General features: G+C 72.2%; 21 protein-coding genes. 11 read left to right on the top strand and 10 right to left on the bottom strand.

Features of this window, described 5'->3' with window-relative positions:
* Positions 1-61: 61 nt before the first annotated feature.
* Together ACIBQ8_RS14280 and ACIBQ8_RS14285 are read left to right on the top strand one after the other, a co-directional pair.
* Complete coding sequence (locus ACIBQ8_RS14280; protein WP_352323395.1) at positions 62-724, top strand: response regulator transcription factor; 663 nt, start codon at positions 62-64, stop codon at positions 722-724.
* Complete coding sequence (locus ACIBQ8_RS14285) at positions 721-1,893, top strand: ATP-binding protein (protein WP_397175661.1); 1,173 nt, start codon at positions 721-723, stop codon at positions 1,891-1,893. Before ACIBQ8_RS14280 ends, ACIBQ8_RS14285 begins: the two co-directional genes overlap by 4 nt.
* Positions 1,894-1,944: 51 nt before the next feature.
* Here ACIBQ8_RS14285 and ACIBQ8_RS14290 read toward each other — a convergent pair whose 3' ends face one another.
* A complete protein-coding gene (locus ACIBQ8_RS14290; RefSeq protein WP_397175662.1) occupies positions 1,945-2,388 on the bottom strand; it encodes a hypothetical protein in 444 nt (147 codons plus the stop codon).
* A 400-nt stretch (positions 2,389-2,788) separates the two neighbouring features.
* On the opposite strand from ACIBQ8_RS14290, the gene ppdK reads away from it, so the two are divergent.
* Complete coding sequence (ppdK, locus tag ACIBQ8_RS14295) at positions 2,789-5,425, top strand: pyruvate, phosphate dikinase (protein ID WP_397175664.1); 2,637 nt, start codon at positions 2,789-2,791, stop codon at positions 5,423-5,425.
* Between the two features lie 285 nt (positions 5,426-5,710).
* Complete coding sequence (locus tag ACIBQ8_RS14300; RefSeq protein ID WP_397175665.1) at positions 5,711-6,169, top strand: GNAT family N-acetyltransferase; 459 nt, start codon at positions 5,711-5,713, stop codon at positions 6,167-6,169.
* On the opposite strand, the gene ACIBQ8_RS14305 is transcribed toward ACIBQ8_RS14300, so the two are convergent.
* Complete coding sequence (locus tag ACIBQ8_RS14305) at positions 6,166-7,656, bottom strand: M48 family metalloprotease (RefSeq protein WP_397192099.1); 1,491 nt, start codon at positions 7,654-7,656, stop codon at positions 6,166-6,168. The genes ACIBQ8_RS14300 and ACIBQ8_RS14305 overlap by 4 nt on opposite strands.
* 80 nt (positions 7,657-7,736) lie before the next feature.
* Here ACIBQ8_RS14305 and ACIBQ8_RS14310 point away from each other — a divergent pair, with 80 nt between their 5' ends.
* Both ACIBQ8_RS14310 and ACIBQ8_RS14315 read left to right on the top strand, forming a co-directional pair.
* Positions 7,737-8,957: a deoxyguanosinetriphosphate triphosphohydrolase gene (locus ACIBQ8_RS14310; protein WP_397175669.1), complete on the top strand. Its 1,221-nt coding sequence runs from the start codon at positions 7,737-7,739 to the stop codon at positions 8,955-8,957.
* 77 nt (positions 8,958-9,034) lie between these two features.
* On the top strand, positions 9,035-10,198 hold the full coding sequence (locus tag ACIBQ8_RS14315) for an NAD(P)/FAD-dependent oxidoreductase (RefSeq protein ID WP_397192100.1): 1,164 nt from the start codon (positions 9,035-9,037) through the stop codon (positions 10,196-10,198).
* Here ACIBQ8_RS14315 and ACIBQ8_RS14320 read toward each other — a convergent pair.
* The gene (locus tag ACIBQ8_RS14320) at positions 10,161-11,051 is read right to left on the bottom strand and encodes a M23 family metallopeptidase (protein WP_397192101.1); all 891 of its coding nucleotides are present in this window, start codon (positions 11,049-11,051) and stop codon (positions 10,161-10,163) included. The two genes, ACIBQ8_RS14315 and ACIBQ8_RS14320, sit on opposite strands and share 38 nt — an antisense overlap.
* Before the next feature lie 242 nt (positions 11,052-11,293).
* Between ACIBQ8_RS14320 and dnaG the strand changes: the two genes are divergently transcribed.
* Both dnaG and rpoD read left to right on the top strand, forming a co-directional pair.
* A complete protein-coding gene (gene dnaG, locus ACIBQ8_RS14325) occupies positions 11,294-13,135 on the top strand; it encodes a DNA primase (RefSeq protein ID WP_397192102.1) in 1,842 nt (613 codons plus the stop codon).
* Positions 13,136-13,489: 354 nt separating this feature from the next.
* Positions 13,490-14,593 (top strand): RNA polymerase sigma factor RpoD, encoded by a 1,104-nt coding sequence (rpoD, locus tag ACIBQ8_RS14330; protein ID WP_241563834.1) that lies wholly within the window; start codon positions 13,490-13,492, stop codon positions 14,591-14,593.
* A gap of 64 nt (positions 14,594-14,657) precedes the next feature.
* Here the strand turns inward: rpoD and ACIBQ8_RS14335 are convergent, their stop codons facing one another.
* From ACIBQ8_RS14335 to ACIBQ8_RS14365, 7 genes are read right to left on the bottom strand one after another with little or no spacing between them, the layout of a single operon-like run.
* Positions 14,658-15,464, bottom strand: coding sequence for a transporter substrate-binding domain-containing protein (locus tag ACIBQ8_RS14335; RefSeq protein ID WP_397175676.1), 807 nt, complete (start codon positions 15,462-15,464; stop codon positions 14,658-14,660).
* The gene (locus ACIBQ8_RS14340) at positions 15,461-16,840 is read right to left on the bottom strand and encodes a hypothetical protein (protein WP_397192103.1); all 1,380 of its coding nucleotides are present in this window, start codon (positions 16,838-16,840) and stop codon (positions 15,461-15,463) included. The genes ACIBQ8_RS14335 and ACIBQ8_RS14340 overlap by 4 nt, the downstream gene beginning before the upstream one ends.
* Entirely contained in the window at positions 16,837-17,475 is a 639-nt protein-coding gene (locus ACIBQ8_RS14345) for an FHA domain-containing protein (protein WP_397175679.1), read from the bottom strand. The genes ACIBQ8_RS14340 and ACIBQ8_RS14345 overlap by 4 nt, the downstream gene beginning before the upstream one ends.
* Positions 17,475-18,761 (bottom strand): VWA domain-containing protein, encoded by a 1,287-nt coding sequence (locus tag ACIBQ8_RS14350; protein ID WP_397192104.1) that lies wholly within the window; start codon positions 18,759-18,761, stop codon positions 17,475-17,477. The genes ACIBQ8_RS14345 and ACIBQ8_RS14350 overlap by 1 nt, the downstream gene beginning before the upstream one ends.
* The gene (locus ACIBQ8_RS14355; protein WP_397175682.1) at positions 18,754-19,605 is read right to left on the bottom strand and encodes a PP2C family serine/threonine-protein phosphatase; all 852 of its coding nucleotides are present in this window, start codon (positions 19,603-19,605) and stop codon (positions 18,754-18,756) included. The genes ACIBQ8_RS14350 and ACIBQ8_RS14355 overlap by 8 nt, the downstream gene beginning before the upstream one ends.
* Entirely contained in the window at positions 19,602-21,794 is a 2,193-nt protein-coding gene (locus ACIBQ8_RS14360) for a tetratricopeptide repeat protein (protein WP_397175684.1), read from the bottom strand. Before ACIBQ8_RS14360 ends, ACIBQ8_RS14355 begins: the two co-directional genes overlap by 4 nt.
* Positions 21,791-22,957, bottom strand: a complete 1,167-nt coding sequence (locus ACIBQ8_RS14365) for a hypothetical protein (protein WP_397192105.1) — start codon at positions 22,955-22,957, stop codon at positions 21,791-21,793. The genes ACIBQ8_RS14360 and ACIBQ8_RS14365 overlap by 4 nt, the downstream gene beginning before the upstream one ends.
* Before the next feature lie 175 nt (positions 22,958-23,132).
* Here ACIBQ8_RS14365 and ACIBQ8_RS14370 point away from each other — a divergent pair, with 175 nt between their 5' ends.
* From ACIBQ8_RS14370 to ACIBQ8_RS14380, 3 genes are read left to right on the top strand one after another with little or no spacing between them, the layout of a single operon-like run.
* Positions 23,133-23,291, top strand: a complete 159-nt coding sequence (locus ACIBQ8_RS14370) for a hypothetical protein (protein WP_352318900.1) — start codon at positions 23,133-23,135, stop codon at positions 23,289-23,291.
* A gap of 32 nt (positions 23,292-23,323) precedes the next feature.
* Positions 23,324-24,598 (top strand): amylo-alpha-1,6-glucosidase, encoded by a 1,275-nt coding sequence (locus tag ACIBQ8_RS14375; RefSeq protein ID WP_397175688.1) that lies wholly within the window; start codon positions 23,324-23,326, stop codon positions 24,596-24,598.
* Positions 24,595-25,068, top strand: coding sequence for a hypothetical protein (locus ACIBQ8_RS14380; RefSeq protein ID WP_397175690.1), 474 nt, complete (start codon positions 24,595-24,597; stop codon positions 25,066-25,068). Before ACIBQ8_RS14375 ends, ACIBQ8_RS14380 begins: the two co-directional genes overlap by 4 nt.
* The last annotated feature ends 46 nt before the right edge of the window (positions 25,069-25,114 follow it).

A 25,114-nucleotide genomic window follows, 5' to 3' on the forward strand; every position in this document is an offset into this window, starting at 1 on the left:
AGTCGGGAACGCCGCTCCGGCCCCATGGCGTGACCCCTCATCCGGAACTATGGTCAAGATCATGCGACTGCTGGTGGTCGAGGACGAGGAAGACCTGGTCGACGCGTTACGGGTGGGTCTGGTCCGGGCGGGCTACGCGGTGGACGTGGCCTACGACGCGCCGTCGGCGCACGAGAAGCTGGAGGTCAACACCTATGACCTGGTCCTGCTCGACCTGAACCTGCCCGGCGGCGACGGCTTCGAGCTCTGCCGTTCGGTACGGGCCGCCGGCCGCGGGGTGCGCATCATCATGGTCACCGCCCGCGACCGCCTCGACGACCGGGTGCGCGGCCTCGACGAGGGCGCCGACGACTACCTGGTCAAGCCGTTCGCCTTCCCCGAGCTGCTGGCCAGGGTGCGGGCGCTGCTGCGCAGGGACACCGGCGGCACCGCCGTCCTCCAGGTGGGCGGGCTGCGCATCGACACCGCCCGGATGGAGGTCTCCCTCGACGGCCGCTCCCTGGCCCTGACCCCCAAGGAGTACGGCGTGCTGCACTACCTGATGACCCGTCCCGGCCACGTGGTCTCCACCGAGGAGCTGCTCGAACACGTCTGGGACGAGCACGCCGACCCGTTCACCAACACCGTCCGGGTCACCGTCGGCAACCTGCGCCGCAAGCTCCAGGAGGACGGTCTCATCGAGACGGTGATCAGCCGCGGCTACCGGCTCAGGGAGCCGGCGTGATCCACACCATCCGCTTCCGGCTCACCGTGCTCTACTCGGGGCTGCTGTTCGTGCTGGCCGCGCTGGTGCTGGGGGGCATCTACGTCGCGGTCTCCAAGACCACCGAGGAACGCCCGTACTCGACCGAGTACGCCAAGGCGTACCGCGGCAACCAGTACGTGGGCAAGCAGGAGGTCGTCTTCATCGAGGAGGTCGAGAACGAGGTCAACATCAGGACGCTGGCCACGCTGCGCGACTACTCGCTGGCCACCCTGGCCGGGCTCTACCTGGCGTCCCTGGGCATCGGCTGGGTGTTGTCCGGACGGGTGCTGCGTCCGGTGCGGTCGATCACCCGGACGACGGAGGAGATCCAGGCGACCGACCTGACGCGGCGGATCAGGCTGGGCGGCTCGCGCGACGAGCTCAAGGACCTGGCCGACACCATCGACACCATGCTCGACCGGCTGGAGGAGGCGTTCAGCGCGCAGCGCCGGCTGATCGACGACGCCTCGCACGAGCTGCGCAGCCCGCTGACGATCATCCGCGCCAACGTGGACGCCGTGCTGGCCTCGCCCGACGCCAGCGAGGCGGAGCGGGCCAGGGCCGTGCAGATCGTGGACCGGGCCACCACCCGGATGACCAGGCTCGTGGAGGACCTGCTGGCCAGCGCCCGGCGGCAGGCGACCGCGTTCGCCGACACCGACCTCGACCTGAGCCGGGTGGCGCGGGAGGCGTGCGAGGAGTACGCGGCCCCGGCCGCCGCCCGCGGCCTGACGATCACCCGCGGGCTGGACCGGAACCTGGAGATGACCGGCGACCAGGACGCGCTGCGCCGGGCGGTGGCCAACCTGCTGTCCAACGCGGTGCGCCTGACCCCGCCGGGCGGCGTCGTCCGGGTGGAGGCCGGCCGGTCGGACGGCTGGCTGTGGGTCGCGGTCAGGGACGACGGACCCGGCCTCGGCGTGGCGGAGCAGGAGCGGGTCTTCGACCGGTTCTGGCGCGGCGAGGCCAGCCGGCGCGACCGGCACACGGGCCTCGGCCTGGCCATCGTCCGGCAGATCGTGGAGTCGCACGGGGGACGGGTGGCGGTGTTCTCCAGGCTCGGTCAGGGGGCCACGTTCGTGCTGTGGCTGCCGCCACGCGACGGCGCGCCGGGCCCGGCCCCCGAGCACAACCCCATCCTGGCCTGACCGCCCCGCCTGGCAGTCTCTCGGGCCCGCGCCGGCGCGGGCCGGTGCGCGCTACTCCAGCACGCGCCCGACGAGCTGCCCGTCGCGTGCCACCGCCACGCAGTACGCCGTGCGGTGCCGCGGCCACTCCTCCTCCAGCGGCGGCAGCGCGGTCACCTCGACCTCGCTCACCCTGCCCGGCAGGATCCGCAGCCGCGGGGCGCAGAAGTCCGTGGCCTGCCTCCTGGCCTGGTCGGCGCCCGGCCACGCCCCCTCCGGCACGACGTAGATCATGCCGAACTCGGCCTCGTGCGGGTTGCCGCACGGCACGAGCGTCGCGATCAGGTCGTCGGGGATCGACACGAGGCAGTCGCCCGGCCGGAGCTGGGTCGCGTGCCGCTGTTCCGCTCCCGGCACCGTCGACCCGCCGGAGGGCTCGGGCGTTCCCGAGCCGCAGGCGGACAGCGCCAGGACCAGGCAGGCGGCCATCAGACCTCGGGGCGTCGTGCGGGGCATGCGAGCAGAGTGTCATGTCCCGATCACGTCCATATCGCGGAACGACCCGAGCTGGGTCACGTTGAGCGATCACGACGGCCGGAGGTCCAGGTAGATCACCGTGCCGGCGGGGGGCTTGGCCGATCCCGCGACGAAGCCTGCACGGCGCTTTGGCTTGGCGCGAGCGGCCATGGGCGTCTCCTGGCGGGACGGGATCCGATTCCCCACCTCTCGCTCCTCTTTCTCAAGAATTGGTGTAAACCAATTGGTATAAACCAATTTATCGGTCAGCGGTCCTATAATTGGATTAGACCTGTCGCGGGCTGTTGACCTGCAAAAACGATGACTTAACCGAGGAGTGCAGTTTCATCATCTATTTCGCCGGTAGAGTCCGGGACAGAAGCGTTGGATTGGAGCTGTGGTGGCCAAGTACGTTTACGACTTCACCGAGGGCAACAGGAATCTCAAGGATCTTCTCGGTGGAAAGGGCGCGAATCTCGCCGAGATGACGAATCTCGGGCTGCCCGTACCCCCCGGATTCACGATCACCACTGAAGCCTGCCGTCACTACCTGACGGAAGGCGCTCTTCCCGACGGCCTGGAGCGCGAGGTCGCCGAGCACCTGGACGCCCTGGAGGCCCAGATGGGCCGCCGGCTCGGTCAGGCCGACGACCCGCTGCTGGTCAGCGTACGGTCGGGCGCGAAGTTCTCCATGCCGGGCATGATGGAGACGGTCCTCAACATCGGGCTCAACGACGAGTCGGTGCACGGCCTGGCCAAGCAGGCGGGCGGCAACGACCGCTTCGCCTGGGACTCCTACCGCCGGCTGATCCAGATGTTCGGCAAGACCGTGCTCGGGCTCGACGGCGACCTGTTCGAGCACGCGCTCGACGAGCTGAAGGGCCGCCGCCAGGACACCGACCTCGACGCGGGCGAGCTGCAGGGCCTGGTCGAGACCTACAAGGGCATCGTCAGGGAGCAGACCGGCAAGGACTTCCCGGCCGACCCCCGCGAGCAGATGCGGCTGGCCGTCATGGCGGTCTTCGACTCCTGGAACGCCCCGCGCGCCATCCTCTACCGCCGCCAGGAGCGCATCCCGGCCGACCTCGGCACCGCCGTCAACATCGTGGCCATGGTCTTCGGCAACGTCGGCAACGACTCCGGCACCGGCGTCGCCTTCACCCGCGACCCCGGCTCCGGCCAGCAGGGCATCTACGGCGACTACCTGCAGAACGCCCAGGGCGAGGACGTCGTCGCCGGCATCCGCAACACCATCCCCCTCCAGGAACTCGAACGCCTCGACAAGCGCTCCTACGACGAGCTGCTGCAGATCATGGAGACGCTGGAGAACCACTACAAGGACCTGTGCGACATCGAGTTCACGATCGAGCGCGGCAAGCTGTGGATGCTCCAGACCCGGGTCGGCAAGCGCACCGCCGCGGCCGCCTTCTGCATCGCCACCCAGCTCGTCGACCAGGGCCTGATCACCCTCGACGAGGCCGTCACCCGCGTCACCGGCGACCAGCTCGCCCAGCTCATGTTCCCCCGCTTCGATGGCGGCGCCGAGAAGAAGAAGATCGCCAAGGGCATGAACGCCTCGCCGGGCGCCGCCGTGGGCAAGGTCGTCTTCTCCTCCGAGCGCGCCGTCGAGCTGGCCGGACGGGGTGAGGACGTCATCCTCGTCCGCCGCGAGACCAACCCCGACGACCTGGCCGGCATGATCGCCGCCAAGGGCATCCTGACCAGCCGCGGCGGCAAGACCTCGCACGCCGCCGTGGTCGCCCGCGGCATGGGCAAGACGTGCGTGTGCGGCGCCGAGGAACTGGAGGTCTCCACCGGCGAGCGCCGGTTCACCGCCCCCGGCGGCGAGGTCGTCTCCGAAGGGGACGTGATCTCCATCGACGGCACCACCGGCGAGGTCTACCTCGGCGAGGTCCCGGTCGTGGACTCGGCCGTCGTCGAGTACTTCGAGGGCGCGCAGCCGGACGACGACCTGGTCAGGGCCGTGGACCGGATCATGGGCCACGCCGACTCCGTGCGCCGGCTCCGGGTCCGCGCCAACGCCGACACCCCCGAGGACGCCGCGCGGGCCCGCCGCTTCGGCGCCCAGGGCATCGGCCTGTGCCGCACCGAGCACATGTTCCTCGGCGAGCGCCGCCAGCTCGTCGAGGACCTGGTCCTGGCCGACGGCGAGGCGGAGCGGCAGGCCGCGCTCGACGCCCTCGAACCCCTCCAGAAGGCCGACTTCATCGGCATCTTCAAGGCCATGGGCGGCGACCCGGTCACCATCCGGCTCATCGACCCGCCCCTGCACGAGTTCCTGCCGGACCTGGTGGACCTGTCGGTGAAGGTCGCCACCTCGCCCGACGTGACCGACAAGGACCGCAGGCTGCTGGCCGCCGTCAAGAGGCTGCACGAGCAGAACCCGATGCTGGGCCTGCGCGGCGTGCGGCTCGGCCTGGTGATCCCGGGGCTGTTCGCCATGCAGGTGCGGGCGATCGCGCAGGCCGCGGCCGAGGTCCCGGGCGCGCGTCCGGAGATCATGATCCCGCTGGTGGCGTCGGTCCAGGAGCTGGAGTCCGTACGCGAGGAGGCGACCAGGATCCTCGCGGAGACCGGCGTCGAGGCGCTGATCGGCACCATGATCGAGGTGCCGAGGGCGGCGCTGACGGCGGGCCAGATCGCCGAGGCCGCCGAGTTCTTCTCCTTCGGCACGAACGACCTGACCCAGATGACCTGGGGCTTCAGCCGCGACGACGTGGAGGCCGCCTTCTTCTCGCGCTACCTGGAGCTCGGCATCTTCGGCGTCAGCCCGTTCGAGACCCTGGACCGCGACGGCGTCGGGCGGCTGGTCAGGATCGCCGCCGAGGAGGGCCGCGCGGCCCGCCCCGACCTGCACCTCGGCATCTGCGGCGAGCATGGGGGCGACCCCGACTCGGTGCACTTCTGCCACGAGGTCGGCCTCGACTACGTCTCCTGCTCCCCGTTCCGCATCCCGGTGGCCCGGCTGGAGGCCGGCCGCGCCGCCCTGACCGACACCGACTCCGACACCCGCTGACGGGCGCGGCGGCCGGGGCCCCGGGCCCCGGCCGCCGCTACCCGCGGCGCCGGTTGGCCAGCGCCACGGCGGTGAAGACCACGATCCCGATCAGGAGGAAGAAGAGCACGAAACCGATGATGATCTCCGGGACGCCTAAGTTCACGGGGGTTCCCTCCCTGCCGGCGCCCCTGGAGGAGCGCTCCTTGCGACGGATCGTAGGAGCGCGCGGTTGAAGATCTGTTGACGTCCTGTCCATGGACCCCGGAGATCACGCGAAAAGCGGCTTTTGGGATACTTTCCGCCATGGAATGGGAGCTGCGGACCGCCGTGCCGGGCGACGTGGAGGCCATCGCCGAGCTGCGGGCCACGGTGATGCGCCCCGACCTGGAACGGCTGGGCCGCTTCGACGAGCACCGGGTACGGCAGCGCTTCCGCGACTCCTTCGCTCCCGGGCACACCTCCGTCATCCTGGCCGGCGGCGCCTTCGCCGGCTGCGTCACCCTGCGTCCCGCCGAGGACGGCCGCCTGCTGGAGCACTTCTACCTCGCCCCCGCCGTCCAGGGACGCGGGCTCGGCACGGCCGTCCTGCGGGCGCTGCTGGACCGCGCCGACGCCGAGCGCGCGACCGTGCGCCTGGTCGTCCTGCGGGGCAGCGCCGCCCAGCGGCTCTACGAGCGGCACGGTTTCACCGTCGAGGGCGCGGACCAGGTGGACGTCCTCATGGTCCGCCGGCCGGGCGCCGGGCAGCCCGCGGCGGGCTAGCGGGGCGCGGGCTCCTCGGCCGGCACGTAGTCGTGCCGCATCCCGTGGTCGCCCAGCCACTGCCGCAGCCCGGCCACGGCCTCCGGATCGCCCGCGACCCGGGCCGCGTACTCGGCCAGGGCCACCTCCTCGCCGTCCTCGAACAGCAGCCGGGCGGGGCCCGACCACGACAGCGTCCACCTGGCCTCGCCGAGCTGGATCAGCACCGCCTCCAGCGCCTGGCCCAGCACCCCGGCGAGCAGCGTCTCCGACGGCTTCCAGCCCAGCTCGCGCAGCCGCTCGGCCAGCTCGGCCTGGCGGCCCCTGGCGATCGCCTCGAAGGCCGCGTCGAGGTAGGGCCGCGCCGCCCCCATCACCCGCTGACCCGCCACCGCCAGGTCGTGCAGGGCCTCGGCGTTGCGCGCGGCGTACATGCCCTGGGCCACCAGCTCGTCCCACGGCACCGGGCGCAGCGCGGCCAGCGCCTCCGGCGTCCACATCGACCGCTCGACCGCCTCGGCCGCGACGCCGGGATCGCGCAGCAGCGTCAGCGCCGGACGCGGGTCAGGGACGTGCTCGGGCTCGGGCAGCACCGCGATGGCCGCCAGCCGGTCGGCCAGGCCGGGATGGGAGTCGTACGGCGAGACCTCCTCGGGCCGCTCGCCCAGCCGCGCGATCTCGGCCTGCCGGTCGGGGTCGTTCATCAGCGCGTGGAAGCCGCCGAACACCGAGGCGGGCCGGGTGCCGCCCACGCCGGTCAGCGACAGGTAGTCGCCGGCGTACAGGTCCCAGCCCAGGGAGGTGTCGTGGATCTTGCGGAGCGCGCCCGACATGGCCTGGCGCCCGCCGATCGCCACCGCGAACTCGTCGGCCTCCAGCTCCTGGCGGCGCGACACGGCCTGCGAGACCCGCAGGTAGAGCTTGGCGTACCAGGCGAAGAGCCGTTGAATGATCGGATGGTTGCCCAGCCCCTGCACGGTCGCGATCAGCGACACCCGCCCCCGGTAGACGGGCGCGCCGAGCCGGGTGTGCGCGCCGCTGTAGTGGCCCAGCTCGTGCCCGAGCACGGCGCGCATCTCGTCGACGGTGAGCGTCTGGAGCAGCGGCAGCCCGATGAACATCCGCCGCCGCGTGGCGCGCAGCCCCAGGAACCGGGTGTCCTCCGAGACCGCCGCGTTCACCTCGGGGACGAGCCGGATCTCGTCGGGCGGCGCGGTGCGCACCCGCCGGGCCAGGTCCTCCACCGCCTGCCAGAGCGCGGGCTCGTGCTCGCGCCCCACCGGAACCCCCGGCAGCTCGCCCCCCTGGTTCCTGCCGACCATGAACAGCGCCCGCACCAGCGCGCCCGCCGCCAGCGTGAGCAAGATCGCGACCTTCAGCGCCGCGGTGTGGAAGTCCACCAGCAGCAGGACGTCGAAGAACACGGCGGCCACCAGGATGACGCCGACCAGCACGTAGAAGCCGGCGAGCAGACTGAAGGCCAGCACCGCTCGGAACGCTGTCGTCATGGGGGAGGGCTCCCGGGGAAGGGGTTCTCGCGAGGCTCGACACTAGCGGAGACAGGAAACTGGATAAAATCACTGCACCAATGTCGTACTACGACGAGCACGACCAGGAACGATGGGTCCCGGAACCACCCGGCAACCCCGGCCGCGCCGCGTTCGAACGCGACCGCGCCCGCGTCCTGCACAGCGCCGCGCTGCGCAGGCTGGCGGCCAAGACGCAGGTCGTGGGCCCCGGCGAGACGCTCGGCGGCGGCCAGCACATCCCGCGCACCCGGCTGACCCACTCGCTCGAATGCGCCCAGGTCGGCAGGGAGATGGGCGCCACGCTCGGCGTCGACCCCGACCTGGTCGAGACCGCCTGCCTGGCCCACGACCTCGGCCATCCGCCGTTCGGGCACAACGGCGAGGTGGCGCTCAACGCGCTGGCCACCTCGTGCGGCGGCTTCGAGGGCAACGCCCAGAGCCTGCGCCTGCTCACCAGGCTGGAGGCCAAGGTCCTCACCGAAGACGGCCGCAGCGCCGGCCTCAACCTCACCAGGGCCGCGCTCGACGCCTCCGTCAAATACCCCTGGACGTGCGAGAAGTCCCCGAAGTTCGGCGTCTACCACGACGACCTGCCGGTCTTCGAGTGGATCAGGGACGGCGCCCCCGAGGGCCGCGTGAGCTTCGAGGCCCAGATCATGGACTGGGCCGACGACGTCGCCTACTCCGTCCACGACCTGGAGGACGCGCTCCACTCCGGCCACGTCACCCCCGAGGCGCTCCAGTCGCCCGTGGAGCGCGGCGCGGTGGCCCGCATCACCCGCACCTGGTACGCGCCCGGCGCCGACCTCAACGAGCTGGAGGAGGTCTTCGCCAAGCTGATCGCCGACCCGCTGTGGCCGCGCCGCTTCGAGGCCACGCTCGCCGACCTGGCCGGCCTCAAGGCGCTCACCAGCGGCCTGATCGGCCGGTTCTGCCGCTCGGCCCAGACCGCCACCCTGGAGGTCCACGGCGCCCGCCACCGCGCCGACCTCGTCGTGCCGCGCGCCACGCTGCTGGAGTGCGCCCTGCTCAAGGGCGTCACCGCCCACTACGTGATGACCACCGAGGGCCACCACGCCAACCAGGCCAGGCAGCGCGAGCTGATCACCGAGCTGGCCTCGCTGATCACGCTCGGCGCCCCCGCCACCCTCGAACCCGCCTTCCGCCCCGCCTTCCTGGACGCCCCCGACGACCCCGCCCGGGTGCGCGTCGTGATCGACCAGATCGCCTCGCTCACCGACACCTCGGCCGTGGCCTGGCACCGGCGCCTGTCGAAGTGACGGCCAGCCGCCGGGGCCGGTGAAACCGCCCCCACGAGCGGCTTTGCGGACCTGCCTCGTCGGCGGATACTGCGCGCATGGCCACATATGTCATCGTCGGCGCGGGCCTTGCGGGAGCCAAGGCCGCGCAGACGTTGCGCGAGGAGGGCTTCGCCGGCGAGGTGGTGCTCGCCGGCGCGGAGAGCGAACGCCCGTACGAACGGCCGCCCCTGTCCAAGGAGTACCTGCGGGGCGGCGGCGACCGGGAGAAGATCTACGTCCACGCCCCCGGCTGGTACGCCGACAACGACGTGGAGCTGCGGCTCGGCCTGCCCGTCACCCGCATCGAGCCCCGCAACCACGTCGTCAGGTTCGCCAACGGGTCCCGGCGGGCCTACGACAAGCTGCTGATCGCGACCGGGGCGACGCCGAGACGCCTGCCCGGCCCCGCCTACTACCTGCGTACCGTCGAGGACTGCGAGGCGCTCAGGCGGCGCTTCGCCGAGGGCGGCAGCGTCATCGTGGTCGGGGCGTCCTGGATCGGGCTGGAGAGCGCGGCGGCGGCCCGCGCGGCGGGCTGCCCGGTCACCGTCGTCGAGCCCGAGCCCACCGCGCTCAACCGGGCGCTCGGCCCCGAGCTGGGCGCGGTGTTCGCCCGCCTGCACGCCCGCCACGGCGTGGACCTGCGCTTCGGCACCGCCGTCGCCGAGGTCACCGGCACCGGCGTGCGGCTCAGCACGGGGGAGCGGCTGACGGCCGACCTCGTGGTGGCCGGCATCGGCGTCGCGCCCGAGGTGGAGCTGGCCCGCGACGCGGGCCTGGAGATCCGGCAGGGCATCCGCACCGACGCCTCCCTGCGCACCTCGCACCCCGACGTGTACGCCGCCGGCGACGCCGCCGAGCCCTTCCACCCCCTGTACGGCCGGCACGTCCGCGTCGAGCACCGGTCGGGCGCGCTCAAGGGCGGTCCGGCCGCCGCCCGCGCCATGCTCGGCCAGGACGTCGTCCACGACGACATCCCCTACCTGTTCACCGACCAGTACGACCTGAGCATGGAGTTCACCGGCGACACCGGCGGCCACGACGAGATCGTCTGCCGGGGGTCGGTGGAGGACCTGCGCTTCGTCGCCTTCTGGCTGCGCGAGGGCCGGGTGGTCGCCGGCATGAGCGTCAACACCCGCGACGCCGTGCCGGAGATCCAGCAGCTGATCAGGGCGGGCGCCGTCATTGACCGAAAGGAGTTGACGACGGGTTCGCCGTGATCGGGTTGTCGTCCTTGGGCTCGGCGGTCTTGCGCGGCTTCCTGGGCTGCTTGGTGGCCTGCGGCACCTTCTTCGACGTGCACTGGACCGCGCAGCGCGGCGTCTCGCCGAGCCTGCCGCGCAGCGCCAGCGTCTCCTTGCGGGGGGAGAGCGTGCGGTTGCCGGAGCGCCAGGCGTCGAGGTAGTCCCACGGCTCGACCATGCCGCGCCGCACCCACCAGTAGGCCGGGCCGGTCTTCCAGGAGATCGCGAAGTAGAGGTTGGAGCCGGCGTCGCGGGCGTTGCCCGACCTGCCCACCCGGCCGAGCAGCTGCCCGGCCTTGACCCGCACGCCCGGCCGCACGCCGTCGGCGACGGAGTCGAGGTGGCCGCCGAGGTAGCGCACGCCGTCGTCGCCGATGATCGTGACGAACCGGCCCTCGCGGTCGGCGCCCTTGTCGGTCGAGGGCGCCCACCGGTTCTTGACGTTGACCTCGTCCACGACGCCGTCCACCGGCGCGACGAACGAGCAGCCCTGCGGGGCCCAGATCGTCGTCTTGGGCAGCACCAGCAGGCTGCGCTGGTAGGTCGTGCCGCAGCCCTTGACCGGGAAGGTGTAGGTGAACTTCGACAGCTTGGGCGGCGGCACCTTGACCGGGTCGTCCCCCTTGGGCGGCCGCTCGGCCTGCTGCTCGCCCTCCTGGCCGGACGGGCCGGGCGAGGGGATGGTGGCGGTGACCGCCGGGGTGGGCGTGCCCGTGGACGCGCTCGCGGACGTGCTCGTGGGCGGGGCCGTGGAGGGCGACTGGGCGCTGACGCCCGCCACCCCGGTCGCCTGGGCGCAGGCGCCGGTGAGCAGCACGGCGCCGGCCACAACCGCCCACCGTACGATATGCCCGGAATGCATAGTCTTCCTCACCCGTGTCACCGTTTCCACCGACAACCCTCACCTTTGTAGCCGACCACGGGACTCCGCATCACCAGTTTCCCGCTTTAGCAACCCAGAGGTGACGCGCGTCTTCCCCGGCCGTCGACCGGCCGTGCCACGCCGTTCACCGGCCGCGGCACACCCCGCGAGGGGCGGAACCGTCGGTCGGGCGGAATAGACTCACCGGCGTGGCTGGCCGGATCCGTGATGTCGACATCGCGCTCGTACGCGAGCGCTCCCCCATCGCCGACGTGATCGGCGAGCACATCCAGTTGCGCAATGCCGGAGGGGGCAACCTCAAGGGCCTGTGCCCCTTCCACGACGAGAAGAGCCCGTCCTTCAACGTCACCCCCGAGCGCGGAATGTACTTCTGCTTCGGGTGCTCAGAAGGCGGCGACGTGATCACGTTCGTCGAGAAGATCGAGCATCTGCCGTTCGGTGAGGCGGTCGAGCGGCTGGCCCAGCGGGCCGGCATCCAGCTCCAGTACGAGCAGGGCGGCTACGTCCCCAAGCGCGACCACGGCGAGCGGGCCCGGCTGATCGAGGCCCACCGGGTGGCCGCCGAGTTCTACGCCGAGAAGCTGTTCGGGCCCGACGCGGCCCCGGGGCGGCGGTTCCTGTCCGAGCGCGGGTTCGAGCGCGCCGACGCCGAGACGTTCGGCGTCGGCTACGCGCCGAACGAGTGGGAGGCGCTGGCGCGCCACCTGATGGGGCGCGGGTTCACCGCCGACGAGCTGGTCAAGGGCGGCCTGGCCAAGGAGGGCAGGCGGGGGCCGATCGACCGGTTCAGGGGGCGGCTGATCTGGCCGATCAGGGACGCCACGGGCGACGTGATCGGATTCGGCGCGCGCAAGTTGCTCGATTCCGACGATGGTCCGAAATATCTGAATACGCCTGACTCGCCGCTTTACAAGAAGAGCCAGGTCCTTTATGGCATTGATCTCGCCAAACGAGAGATCAGCAAGCGCGCCCAGGCGGTGATCGTCGAGGGATACACCGACGTGATGGCCTGCCATCTGGCCGGAGTTCCGACCGCGGTGGCCACCTGCGGCACGTCGTTCGGCGAGGAGCACATCAAGATCCTGCGCCGGTTCCTGCTCGACCAGGCCGAGTTCCGCGGCGAGGTCATCTTCACCTTCGACGGCGACGCGGCCGGCCAGAAGGCGGCGCTGCGGGCCTTCGCCGACGAGCAGAAGTTCGTCACGCAGACCTACGTCGCGGTGCAGAGCGACGGCCTCGACCCGTGCGACCTGCGGATCAAGCAGGGCGACGCGGCGGTGCGCGACCTCATCGCGAGCCGCGAGCCGCTGTTCCAGTTCGCCATCAGGAGCACCATCTCCCGCTACGACCTGCGCAGCAACGAGGGCAAGATCGCCGCCCTCGACGCGGCGGCGCCCATCGTGGCCGGGATCAAGGACGTCGGCCTGCGCAAGCGCTACGCCATCGACCTCGACCGCTGGCTCGGGTTCATGGACGAGCGCTTCGTCATGCAGCGCATCGGCGAGGTGGCCAACACCCAGCAGGGCCGCCCCCAGCGCGCCCCCAAGGCGGCTCCCGTCGATCCGAGCGTGCGGGTGGAGGGCGAGCTGCTCAAGCTGGCCGTCCAGCGGCCGGCGCTGCTCGGTCCGCGCTTCGACGCCCTCGACCCGCAGGCGTTCACCGCGCCCGACCACGTCGCGCTGCACAAGGTCATCCAGGCCGCCGGAGGCGCCGGCTCGGCCGGTCACGGCGGCCGCGAGTGGGTCGACCGGCTGCTGGAGCACGCCCACGACGAGGCCACCAGGGCGCTGGTGACGCGGTTCGCGGTGGAGCCCGTCCAGGCCGACGCGCACGCCGAGGAGCGTTACTCGGGGGCCATGCTGGCGGCCATCGAGGCGATCGCGGTCGACCGGGCCATCGCCCAGGCCAAGTCCCGCATGCAGCGCCTCAACCCGGTGGAGGAGCAGCAGGAGTACAACAGGCTGTTCGGCGAGCTGGTGGCGCTGGAGCAGCAGCGCCGGGTGCTGCGCGACCGCGCCGCGGGAAGCTGACCGCCGGGGCATTTGATAACAGTTCGGCAGCGGGGACGGCCGGGGAACCGGGAGGTGTCCGGGGAATCCCGGCCGGTCCGCGCCGCCGTGACGGGGCGTCTCCGGCGTCTTCCGGGCAGCGAAAGAGATACGTCCGGCCGGCGGACGTCGCCGGACGTGGGATTCCAGACCGCGTAATTGACTTTTCTTTCCTGATCAAACTCGGGCCAAACCTTTACTCGATCTCAATTCGGTAATGCTGATCGTCTTACCTTCCGCAACAAAAATGGGTCTGCCATTTGATGGAACCAATACTGCAGACTGTCTCCCGTGGGTGCATCGGTGCTGCCAAGCGGGCCGCCATCGGTAGATCAGGTGGCGGACCTCGTCGCGAAGGGAAGGGAGCGCGGAAGCGTAACCGTCGATGACGTCGCCGCCGCGCTTGACCGATCCGAGCTGCCGTCCGACGCGCTGGAACGCGTCGTGCGGATGCTCGCAGAGAACGGCGTGGAGGTCCTCGAGCCCCAGGGCGACGAGGAGTCCACCCGCGCCGATGAGGAGGACGTAGGCAAGCGGGCGCCGACCAGCGATCTCGTCCGTATCTATCTGCGGGAGATCGGCCGCGTCCCCCTGCTGACCGCCGAGGAGGAGGTGGAGCTCGCCAAGTCGATCGAAGCCGGCCTGTTCGCCGAGGACAAGCTGGCCAACGGGGTCTCGCGTCTGGCCTTCCCGGAGTTCAGGGAGCTCGTCTGGCAGGGCACCAGGGCCAAGCAGCGGCTGATCGAGGCCAACCTCAGGCTCGTGGTGTCGATCGCCAAGCGGTACGTGGGCCGCGGCATGCTGTTCCTCGACCTGATCCAGGAAGGCAACCTCGGGCTCATCCGGGCGGTCGAGAAGTTCGACTACACGAAGGGCTACAAGTTCTCCACCTACGCCACCTGGTGGATCAGGCAGGCGATCACCCGGGCGATCGCCGACCAGGCGCGCACCATCCGCATTCCGGTGCACATGGTGGAGACCATCAACAAGCTCGTCAGAGTGCAGCGTCAGCTCCACCAGGACCTCGGCCGCGAGCCCATCCCCGAGGAGATCGCCAAGGAGATGGACCTCCCGGTCGACCGCGTGGTGGAGATCCAGCGCATCGCCCAGGAGCCGGTGTCCCTGCAGTCGCCGATCGGCGAGGAGGACTCCGACCTCGGTGACTTCATCGAGGACGCCGACGCCGTCGTGCCCATGGAGGCCGCCGCCTTCATCATGCTGCAGGACCAGCTCGACGACATCCTGGCCACGCTGTCCGACCGCGAGCAGCGCATCATCCAGCTCCGCTTCGGCCTGGCCGACGGGCATCCGCGCACGCTGGAGGAGGTGGGCAGGGAGTTCGGCGTGACGCGCGAGCGCATCCGGCAGATCGAGTCGAAGACCCTGGCCAAGCTCCGCCACCCGACGCGCGCGCAGATGCTCAGGGACTACCTGGACTGACCCTTCGACCCCGAGGGCGGGCCCGGCGAGCGTGCCGGGCCCGTCCGCATGCCGGGCGGCGGGCTCAGGAGCAGCCCTCGAACTGCGGCACGGCGATGTTGGCCAGGTTCAGGCCCGCCTTGCTGAACCACTTGTGCAGCAGCCTGCTCGCGGTGCCGTCCTGGTACATGTCGGTGATCGCCCGGTTCACCGCCTCGCAGCCCGGCACGTCGTCCTTGTGCAGGCCCACCCCGCTGCGCTGCTCGTTGAACTGGGCGTTGGCCAGCCGCAGCCCCGAGCCGTCCTGGTTGGCCAGGCCGGCCAGGATGACGTCGTTGGTGGTGACCGCGTCCACCTGCCGGTTCTTCAGCGCGCTCAGGCACGTCGCGTAGTCCTTGAACGGCACCAGCTTGGCCGCCACGCTGCGTTCCTCCACGACCCGCTCGGCGGCGTTCGAGCCCTCCACCGCGCAGATCCGGCGGCCCTTCAGCTCCCGGACGTTGTTCACCTTGTCGTCCGGCCGCGTCAGGATGTCCTGGTAGGAGATGTGGTACGGCCCCGCGAACAGCACCTTCGCCTTGCGGTCCATGCTGATCGTGTACGTCGCCACCACCATGTCGGCCCGCCCCTGGACCAGCACCTTCTCCCGGTCGCCGGCCAGCACGGGGATCAGCTTGAAGTCCTTGCCCAGCCGCTTGGCCAGGTAACGCGCGACGTCGACGTCGAAGCCCTCGAAGGTGCCGTCCGGCTTGCGGAATCCCACCGACGGCAGGTCGGAACGGACGGCGATGACGAGGGAGTCCTTGTCGACGATCGACTCCCGGCCGCCGGTCCCGCAGGCCGCGGCGGCCACCGCGGTCAGGGCCAGGGCCGCTACCAGTGCCCGCTTCAACGGTACTCCTTGAGTCTCGGCCACACCCCGGCGATCATCAGCAGCCCGATCCCGGCGATCGCGAACGGCAGCAGCCGCCACAGGCTGTCCAGCGCGTTCTCGCCGGCGTCGATGGCCCGGTCGAAGGTGCGCTCGTGCCGTTCGGCCAGGGCCACCAGGGCCTGGTCGTAGGCGTCGAAGGCGGCGGTGACCGGCCCGAGCTTGGCGGTCACCGCCTCGGCGGTCCTGCCCTCCAGCGCCAGCGCGCGGAAGGAGGTGTCGGCCTGCTGGAAGGCCCGGTACGCGTCCAGCACGCGGATGCCCTCGGGGCCGGTCAGCTCGGGCCCCAGCATGCCGCGGGCCGCCCCGGCGTCGGCGGCCACCTTCGCGTGGTACTGGGTGAGGTTGCCCGACTCGAAGTAGACGACCGACTGCGACTTGTCCAGGAACGTGTGCTCGTAGGTGTCGGCGCGGTCCTTGTCCAGCAGGTAGCGGCTCTGGTCGCCCTGCGCGCTGTTGCTGATCGCGCGGGCCTTGGCCAGCGTCAGGACCGAGTCGAAGCCCTGTGTCTTGGCCGTGCGCAGGTCCGTCTGGTCCTGGCCGAGCACGTTCACGCCGAGGATCAGCGAGACCACGGTGGCCAGCGTGGCGACCAGCAGCGCCGGGCCGAACACCCGGCGGAACCGCCGGGCCAGGAAGATCTGGAGCCAGATCAGGCAGCCCAGCGCGAGCAGCCCGGCCAGCAGCACCGCCGAGCGCAGCAGCGGGACCATGGCGTTGTTGTCGTCGTAGGTGCGGCGGACGATCGTGCCGCTCTCCAGGGTCAGGTTGTAGGCCTGCGGCAGCAGTACCAGCCGCATCAGGTCGGTGGCCTGCCGGTAGGTGCCCACGACGTCGTCCGGCGGCGCGCCGGGCGCGTGCCGGGCCTGCTCGTTCAGCAGCAGCGCCTGCCCGGCGAGCCGTTCGTAGCGGCCGAGGCCGTCGAGCACCGACTGCACGGTCCGCCGCTCGGCGGCGTTGTCGCCGGCCAGCTCGAACGCCTTCAGCAGCGCCTGGTTGGCCTCCGTGCGCCGCCGCTCGTACCGGTCGACGGCCTCGCGGCGCTGCTGGCCGTACTGGTCGCCCATGACCAGCGAGTTGGCGACCTGGGCGTCCATGTCGCTGAGCGCCAGGTAGAGCCCGGCGGTGGCGACGACCTGCGGCCCGGCGTCGCGGCCGATGACCTGCAGCCCGTCGCCGGCGGTCAGGCTGCCCACCCCGAGCGCCGCGAACAGCAGCGCGAGCGCCGCCACGGTGACGCCGGAGATGACGCGGATGCGGCCGGGCACGCTGCGGCGCGGCAGGGGGGCGGGGGCGCCCGCCGGGACGACGGCGCCCGGGTTCTGCACCAGGGTCACGGTGTGCCCTCCCTGATGGTGATGACGGTCCAGGCGCCCAGGTGGATCCGGTCGCCGGGACCGACCCGGACGGGCGTGTTGATCTCCAGGGTCCTGCCGTTGACCTGGGTGCCGTTGGCCGACCCCGGGTCCACCAGCGTCCAGGTGCCGTCGGGCTGGGCCAGCAGCACGGCGTGCAGGTGCGACACCCCCGGGTCCTCGGGCGGGCCGGTCAGGTCGATCTCCGGCGCCAGGTTCCTGGCCCGGCTGCGCCGTCCGATGCGCACCTGCTCGCCGACCAGCCCGAACGAGCGCTCGGGACAGTACGGCGGGAAGGCCATGCGCGCCGCGTCGGGACCGCCCTCGGCGACCACCTTCTCGTAGTACGCGCGGTCGGCGGCGGCGACCGCCTCCCACCGCGCTCCCCGCACCGGGAGCGGGACGCCGCCCCCGCCGCCGGTGAAGTCGTGCCCGCACACCTCGCAGAACTGCCCGGCGCGCGGCGTCTGGCAGACCGGGCAGGCGTCGTCACCCCCGCCCGCGCCCGCCGCGGACGGCTGGGGCTGGGACGCGGCGGGCGCGCCGCCGATCTGCGCGCCGCAGACGTCGCAGTAGTCGTCGGAGCCGGAGGCGTGCCCCTGGGGACAGGTCGCCATCAGCCCTCGCCCTTACGCAGCCGGCTGGTGCGGACGGAGCCGGTGTCCAGCTCGATCTCGTCGGCCTTGTCCACGTTCCTGCGCAAGCGGGCCGTGCCGGTCGCGGGATCGACCTCCACGACCTTCTCCAGCAGCCGGGCGGTGTCCTCGCGGCCGGACTCCGCGGCCAGCTCCCTGGCCTTGGCCAGGCGCGCGGTCGCGGCCTCCACGTCCCCGGCGGCGCGGGCGCTGAGGCCGTCCTGGATGAGCTCGTGCAGCTCGGCCTGGCCGGTGTAGTGGGCGACCTTCCGGTTGATCTGCGTGGACTGCGCCAGGTCGTCGGTCCACTGGGCCAGCACGTTGCCGGTGGCCACGACGTCCTGGGTGTCGGGGCGCACCAGCTTCACCCAGCCGGCCCTGATCTCCTGGCCGATCTGGCCCGGCGGCACCTCGACGCACAGGTGGTACTCGCGTTCCTCCTGGCCCCACGAGCCGGTCGGGTAGTCGCCGGTCAGCGGGTTGACGTCGGTGCGTTTGCCGGTCAGGTCGAGCAGCGTGGGGGAGACCTGCTTGACGAACTTCAGCTTGGCGGTCTGCGGCACCCACACCCGCAGCGACAGGTCCGCCACGGTCTTGCTCATCGACGTCTGCGTCACCCGGCGGAAGAACTCGGCCAGATCGCTCTGGTTCCGTACGAACTCGAACGAGCCGAGCATCGCCTCGGCGACCTTCCGCAGCTCGGCGGGCACCCAGTCGTCGCCCACGCCCAGGCTGTCGCAGACGAACTTGCCGCTCCACCCCTGCAGCACGGCCCCGAACACCTCGGGGCGCTCGTTGTTCTGCCCGTCGGTCATCAGCAGCGCGTGCCTGATCGCGTTGGGGTACCCGCTCAGCAGGTGCCCGGCCAGCTTCAGCCACTCGCCGATGGCCGTGCCGCCGTGCGCGAGCAGCCTGCTGATCGCCCGCTCGGCCTCGGCGCGGGTGGCGGGCGTGGCCCTGACCAGGTTGGCGTTGCCGCCGGGGTAGATGACCTTGGCCTTCTCGGTCCCGGCGATCACCGCGAAGTGCACGCCGTCGCGCAGCGCGTGCACGGCCGCCGCCGCGGCCTGCCGGGCCTCGCGGATCTTGCCGCCGCTCATCGAGCCGGAGGTGTCGACGATGATGACCTCGGCCGCCTCGGTGGGCGCGGCCTGGGCGAAGCCGCCGCCGGAGGAGGCCACGGTGAGGATCGCGTGCACCTCCCGGGCGTCGGTGGACAGGTATTTGTTCTGGTCGATGTTCAGCGTGAACGTGGGCTGGTCACCCATGCGTTTCTCCTAGGGGGATGAGAACGATCGTCACGTTGTCCTGGCCGCCGGAGGCCAGTGCGTGGCGCAGCATCTCGCGGGCCATGTCGAGAGGGGTTCCCGTCTGCGGGAACCGGTAGCCGTCCAGGTAGCGCCACAGCCCGTCGCTGCACACCAGCAGCAGGCCGGGCGCCCCCGGGGCGAGCGTGCGCACATGCAGCGACACCTCGCCGGAATCCGCGCCGAGCCACGCGGTGATCTCGCCGGTCGGGACCACGTCGTCCTCGGTCAGCAGCACGCCCTGCCCGGGGGCCTCGCCGGGCAGCCAGTACGCCCGCGTGTCACCCGCCCAGCTCAGCGTGATCCCGCCGGGGGCGGCGACCGCGGCGACGTAGGTGCAGGCGGGGGCGTCGTCCACGGACGTCGCCAGCGCGGCCACGGCCTTCCCGGCCAGCTCGAACGCCTCCTGCGCGGAGGCGCCCCTGGCCAGGGCGGCGCCCGCGGTCTCCACCGCCGCGGCCGAGGCCTCGTCGGCGCGCGGCGAGCTGCCCACGCCGTCGCACACCACCGTGATCACGGCGTCGCCGGTGGTCAGCAGCGCCATGGCGTCCTCGTTGCGGGCGCGTCGCAGGCCCTTGTCGGTCACCGCGGCGGCGCCGCCGTCCAGGACGGTCTCGGCGTGGTCGCGGCCGGTGGGCTGGCGGGCGCCGCACCGCTCGCAGTAGCCCTCGGCGTCCACCGCGGCCGCGCCGCAGGAGGTGCAGACGGGCGCGCCGAGCGCGTGCCCGCAGCGCTCGCAGTAGACGTCCCCCTGGACGACGGGGGAGGCGCACATCGGGCAGCTCTGGGGGTTGGGTTCGGTCACAGCCACGTCCTCGGTCGTACGGCGTTCGCCTCGTCGATGAGCGCGTGGCGTTCATGGCGGGAGCCGGCCGCCACCGCGAGCTTCCGGTAGATCGACTCCAGCCGCCTGCGCAGCCCCGGTTCGGTGAAGTCGGCCCCGGCCAGCTTCGTCCCGGGCGGCGCGGGGTTGTTGTCCAGCCAGGCCAGCGCGCAGCGCAGCAGCTCGGCGGTGAGCAGGTCGCGGCGGCGCGGGTCGAGGTCGGCCAGGTTGGCCAGCCGTCCGGCCGCGCCCACCAGGTCGGCGGCGGACACCGTGCTCAGGTCGCTCCGGCGGAACACCGAGGCGGCCAGGGCCACCTGCGCCGCGACCCGGTAGCTGGAGGCGGGCGGCACCTCGTCCAGCACGTTGACGCGGCCCGTCCTGGCCAGCCCGAACGCGGCGCTGACGTAGGAGTGGTCGGTCCGCCAGACGGCGTTGTACCAGTGGGCCGACTGCCTGCCGGCGCACTCCAGCGCGAAGGCCAGCGCCAGCTTGGGCGCGAGCTCGCCGGGCAGCGCCGACACGCACGCGTCGAACATCGTCACCGCGGTGTCCGTCTGGCGCGTGGCCAGCGCGAGCACCCCGCGGTACCAGGTCGTCCGCCAGTCGCCGGGGAGCTGCTGGTCCAGCTCCGACAGCGCCACCGGGGTCTCGGCGGCGCCCGCCTCGGCCAGCAGCCTGGCGCGCATGAGCCGGGTCTCGGGCGTCGGCGGCATCGCCGAGAGCTGGTCGAACAGCTCCTTGCCGTCGAACCCGAGCAGGCCCGCCAGCGCGCCCGCCGCCGGGTCGAGCGGGTCGACGTGCGGCACCGGCAGCTCGACCGCGACCGCGGCCGGGTCGAGCGGCCCGAACACCTCCTGGCGGGAGTCCGACAGCGCCGTCCACACGGCCGAGCGCTCGGGCCCGAACAGGGTCGAGGGCGCCGGGAACGGCACGCCCTCCTCGGCCGCGCTGATCTCCCGCAGCACCCCGACGAGCTGCTCCTCCATCTCCCACGCGCTCTGGAACCGGTCGGCGGGGTCGGGCGCGGTGGCCTTGCGCAGCAGCCGGGCGAACGACTCGTGCCCGCAGTCCTGCGGCAGCGGACTGGCAGTGCCGCCCTTGGCCGGGCTCCAGGACGGGATTGTCAGCACCGCCAGGGTCCTGGCCACGGTGTAGAGGTCGGAGGCCACGGACGAGGGATGGGTGTCCAGCTCGGGCGCGTGGTAGCCGACCGTCGCCCAGGACGTGCCGGGCGGCGAGCCGACCGGCTGGACGGCGCCCAGGTCGATCAGCTTGAGCCGCCGGCCGACCCGGATCACGTTGGCCGGCTTGAGGTCGCAGTAGACCAGGCCGTTCTCGTGCAGGTAGCCGAACGCGTGCAGGATCTCCCGGCCGTAGATCAGCGCCTCGCGCAGCGGCAGCGGGCCCTGGCGGCGCAGCTCGTGCAGCGACTGGCCGCCGACGTACTCCATGACGATGTAGCCGAGGCCGCCGGAGAGCTGGAAGTTGAGGATCTTGACGATGTTGGGGTGGTCGACCGTGGTGAGGAACTTGCGCTCGGCCTCGGCCGCCGCCAGCGCCTCGGCGTCGTTGGTGTTGAGCAGGCCCTTGAGGACGACCCAGCGGCCGTCCAGGGCCTCGTCGGCGGCCAGGTAGATCCAGCCGAGGCCGCCGTGCGCCAGGCAGCCGAGCACCCGGTACTGCCCGGCCACCATGTCGTCCTTGGCCAGTTTCGGGGTGAAGGAGTACGGCGTGCGGCAGTGCGGGCAGAACCCCTCCGTCAGCCCGGGACGGCCCTGCCGGGACCGGCCCACCGGCTCGCCGCAGGCCGGGTTGGCGCAGAACCGCTTCTCCTCCGGCACCTGCGGATCGGCCATCACGGCCGTCGCCGGATCCCGGTACGGCACGGACGGCAGGTCGGCGATGCCGCCCAGCACCCCGGCCCGCGACCTGCCGCTGCTGCTCACCGGCGAGGTCAGCGACCGGCTCACCGGCTGGGTGTTCACCGGCCCCGAGAGCGGCCCCGAGAGCGGCCCCGAGAGCGGGCCCGAGGCCGAGGCCGACGCCGGGCCCGACGCCTGCTGGGGGACGGACGCCGCCGGGGGCGGCGCGGCCGCCGCGTTGCCGCACAGGTCGCAGTAGCCGTCCTCGATGGTGCCGGTGCAGCCCGGCTGCGCGCAGCGGGTCATGGCTTACCTCCGTGTATCGCGCGCTGGTAGGTGTCGACCGCGGCGGCCGCCTCGGTCAGGTCGCAGGGAGCGCTCCACAGCAGGGATCGTGCCCGCTCGAAGCACGCGGTGGCGCCGGGGTCTTCGGCCATGCCCTTGCGCACCGCCATGGCCTGGCAGGCGCCGAGCCGGCCGCGTAACTCGTCGCGCCTGCCGACCAGGCCGTACAGGGCCTTGGCGGTGGCCCGCGCGCGGTCGGCCGCCTTCTCCGCCTCGCTCTCCACGCTCGCCAGCCGCCTGGCCCGCACCACCCAGGTGTCGGCCGAGGCGTCGAGCGCGGCCAGCTCGCCGGTCAGCTCCTCGACCCGGCTGCGCGGGCGGGCCTGCGGCGGCAGGGCGATCTTGACCACGACCGCGCCGTGGGCCAGCCTGGCCTCGCTCTCGGCCGCGCGTACCCGGTCGAGGGCGGCCACCAGGTCCTCGCGGCGCCTGGCGTACTCGCGCTTGACCACGATCGCCTGGTCGATCTCCGCGCGGGCCTCGGCCAGCACGCGGGCGACCCCGCCGAGGTCGGGGCCGACGCCCGCGCCGAGCGGGTCGGCGAGCAGGGCCGCGCGCATCCGCCGCAGCTCCGACTCCTGCGCCTCCAGGCCGGCGCTCTCGCCCAGCTCCCGCTCCAGGTCGCGGATCTCGCGCAGGACGCGGTCGGCGTCGTCGAGCCGGGGCAGGACGGCGTTCCACACGGCGTCGATGTCGTTGAGCGCCGAGGTGACCTCGCGGAAGGCGCCGTCCATGCGGGCGACGGTCTCGTCGAGGGTCAGCCGCTCGTCGGCCTCGGGCAGCAGCGAGCGCTGCTCGACGGGCTTGGCCGCGGCCCGCAGCACGACGGACGTGCCCGACAGCAGCCGGGTCAGCTCGTCGAGCTGCTCGGCGCCCAGTCTCGCGCGCGCGGCCCTGACCTGCTCGGCGTCGCGCAGCACGGCCCGGTAGGCGTCGTTCAGCAGCCACAGCCGGGTCAGCGCGGCCTGGACGGCGGCCCAGCGCTGCGCCGTCACCCCGTCCAGCGTGGCGCCCTTGAGCAACTGGTACGTGGTGTGGGATTCGAGATCGAGCAGGTCGCCGGAGATCCGGTCGCGTTCGTCGGCCCGAGCGCGCAGCGCGTACTCGGCGCCTTCCCTGCTCATGGGTGGTCCCAGACTCATCACGCTCCCCGTGAAGAGGGCCCCCGATGCCCCGTGTCCTACCGGCTCAACGGGAGTCTTGACCGGTTGGTTCCATAGGGTAGGGGTGACCCTGACTTGTCCCTGATTCAACCCTCGGTCACCTGCAAACGGCTTAACGATCTCCTACGGTGGAGACATGGCACGCATCCTTCTGATCATCGCCGCGATCATCGTCGCACTGCTTCTCGTCGGCCCGCTCGTGGGTTTCGTCTTCACGCTTCTCAAGTGGGCTCTCATCATCGGCGCCGTCGTCCTCGGTGTCACGTTCGTCGCGAAGTGGGCCAAGAGGCCGTAGCTTCCGCCCGCTTCCCAAGGCATAGTGAGTGAATGGAGGCGCGGCCGGCGGTTGACGATGCCGCGCTCGGGCGCGAGGCGCTGGCCGTGCTCGAGGCGAACTGGACGGGCAGCGGCACCGTGCCCGCGCCGGGTCTCTACCCGCACCAGTGGAGCTGGGACTCCGCGTTCGTCGTCATCGGCCTGGCCAGGCATCGCCCGGAGCGCGCCCGGGAGGAGCTGCTCAGCCTGCTGAGCGGCCAGTGGGCGACCGGCATGGTGCCCCACATCGTCTTCCACACCCGCGAGGCGTACTTCCCCGGGCCGTCGGTCTGGCGCTCGCAGGAGCACGCGTCCGCGCCCAGGGTCTGCACCTCCGGGCTCACCTCCCCGCCGCTGCAGGCGCTGGCGCTGCGGTGGCTCTACCGGCACACCGGCGACGTGGCCTTCGTCCGGCGCACGTTCCCGCTGCTCGTCGCCCAGCACCACTACCTCGCCTCGGCACGCGACCTCGGCGGCGCCGGACTGGCGGCGATCGTCCACCCCTGGGAGTCGGGCATGGACGACAGCCCCGCCTGGGACCAGCCGCTGGCCGCGCTGCCCGCCATCGGCTACGGCTACCGCAACGTGCAGCTCGCCGAACGCCACCCCGACAGCGACCACGACCGCTACGTCTGGCTGGCCATGCGGTACCGCGACGCCGGCTACCGCGCCGAGTACCTGCGCGACGAGCACCCGTTCGCGGTCGAGGACCCGATGTTCAACGGGATCTGGCTCGCCTCCTGCCAGGCGCTGGCCGAGCTGGCGCCGGTGGCCGGGGCCGACCCCGCACCCCACGCCGAACAGGCCGAACGGCTCAGGCAGGCCATGCTCGACCGGCTCTGGGACGGCTGCTTCTACCCCCGCGACCTGCGCTCCGGCCGGCTGATCAAGGTCTGCACGGTGGGCGCGTTCGGCCCGCTGCTCGATCCCGGCCTGCCCAGCGACCACCTGCACGCCTGCGTCGAGGTGCTGGAGTCGGCCCGGTTCATGGGCGCGACCGGCTACCCGGTGCCGAGCTGCGAGATCCGCGCCGCCCAGTTCGACCGCACCCGCTACTGGCGCGGGCCGTCCTGGGTGAACACCAACTGGCTGTTACGCCGGGCCGCCGCCGTCCACTCGCTCGACCAGCTCGGCCGGCAGCTCGCCAACGGCACCCTGCGGCTCGTCCGGCAGGCCGGGTTCCGCGAGTGCTTCGACCCGTTCGACGGCAGCGGGCGCGGGTGCAGGGACTTCTCCTGGAGCGCGGCGCTCACCCTCGACCTGCTCGCCGATACCGTGGAGATATGAGCATTCTTCGCCGCCTGCCCGCCGACGTGCGCCGATCCCTGGACACCCGGCCGGGGGAGCGGGTGCTGACGTTCACCGAGACCGCCGACGGTCACCTGGTGGCCACCAACCTCGCCCTGTTCCTGTCGGACGGGACGCGGGTGCCGTACGAGGAGATCGACAAGGCGTCCTGGGACGACGAGGGGCTGCGGGTCGTCACCACCACCGGCGCCCGCCACTTCGAGCGCGTCGCCGAACCGCGGATGGTGCCCGAGACCGTGCGCGAGCGGGTGAACTCCACCATCGTGGTCAACAAGCGGGTCAGCCTGCCGGGGCGCGGCGGCGTCCGGCTGGTGGCCAGGCGCCCGCCGGGCGGCGAGGTGCTGGGCTGGACGCTCGTCTTCGACGAGGGGCTCGATCCGACGGACCCGGGCCTGCGCGCGCAGGCCGAACAGGCCCTGGAAGGCGTCCGGCGCAGCATGGGCGTGTGAGGGATCACACGTCCGTGCCGCGCCGGATCTCGGGGCCGATCTTGAG

This window comes from Nonomuraea sp. NPDC049646 (genome assembly GCF_044465525.1).
GTDB lineage: Bacteria > Actinomycetota > Actinomycetes > Streptosporangiales > Streptosporangiaceae > Nonomuraea.